The sequence below is a fragment of the Clostridium boliviensis genome, from assembly GCF_033342255.1.
In the GTDB taxonomy this organism is placed as follows: Bacteria; Bacillota; Clostridia; order Lachnospirales; family Lachnospiraceae; genus Lacrimispora; species Lacrimispora boliviensis.
This window is the reverse complement of record NZ_JAWONS010000149.1, coordinates 1-661: the sequence shown is the minus strand read 5'-3', so window position 1 is coordinate 661 and position 661 is coordinate 1. Positions and strand designations below refer to the sequence as shown.

1 protein-coding gene is annotated in these 661 nt (G+C 63.2%); it reads right to left on the bottom strand.

Going from position 1 to position 661, the window contains the following annotated elements; all coding sequences use genetic code 11:
• On the bottom strand, positions 1–661 hold a 661-nt coding region (locus RZO55_RS10350), incomplete at both ends, for a sensor histidine kinase (protein ID WP_318064205.1).

Below are 661 nucleotides of genomic sequence, written 5' to 3'. Positions count from 1 at the left end.
CCGGACCTCCCCCCTTTGCTTCTCCACCAACTGCTTGACGATGGCCAATCCTAGGCCGCTCCCCCGCAAATGGGGATTGCGCGACGTGTCACCGGTGTGGAGGCGGTCAAAAATCCGGGGCAGATCCGCTTCCGGAATGCCGGGACCCCGGTCCCACACCTCCACCCAGACGCGCTTTTCCTCCTGGCGGATTCCCACGCCGATCACGCCCCCCTCCCGGCCGTACCGGAGGGCATTGCCGATCAGGTTGTTCAAAATCCGCTCCGTGGCATAGGGATCCGCCAGGACCCGGACCGACACCTCGGGAATGCGGATATCCGGCGTCACCCCCGCCTCCGTGATCTCCCGGTAAAAGGTGAGCACCGACTCCCGAACCCGCTCGCACACATCCAACGGCCGCAGGCGGATCTCGGTGTCGCCGGCCTCCAACTTGGCCAAATCGAAGATGTCATTGATCAGGGCGGTCAATCTCCGGGCCTTTTCTTCGATGACGGACAGATATTCCTCCCGCTCCCGATCCATCAAATCGGGATCCCGCCGGAGGGCCTCCGCATAGCCGAGGAGCGATGTGAGGGGCGTGCGCAGGTCGTGGGAAACATGGGTCAAAAGGCGCTTCCGCTCCGCCTCCAGATAGGCGGTCCGTTCCTCCAACTCTTGAAAT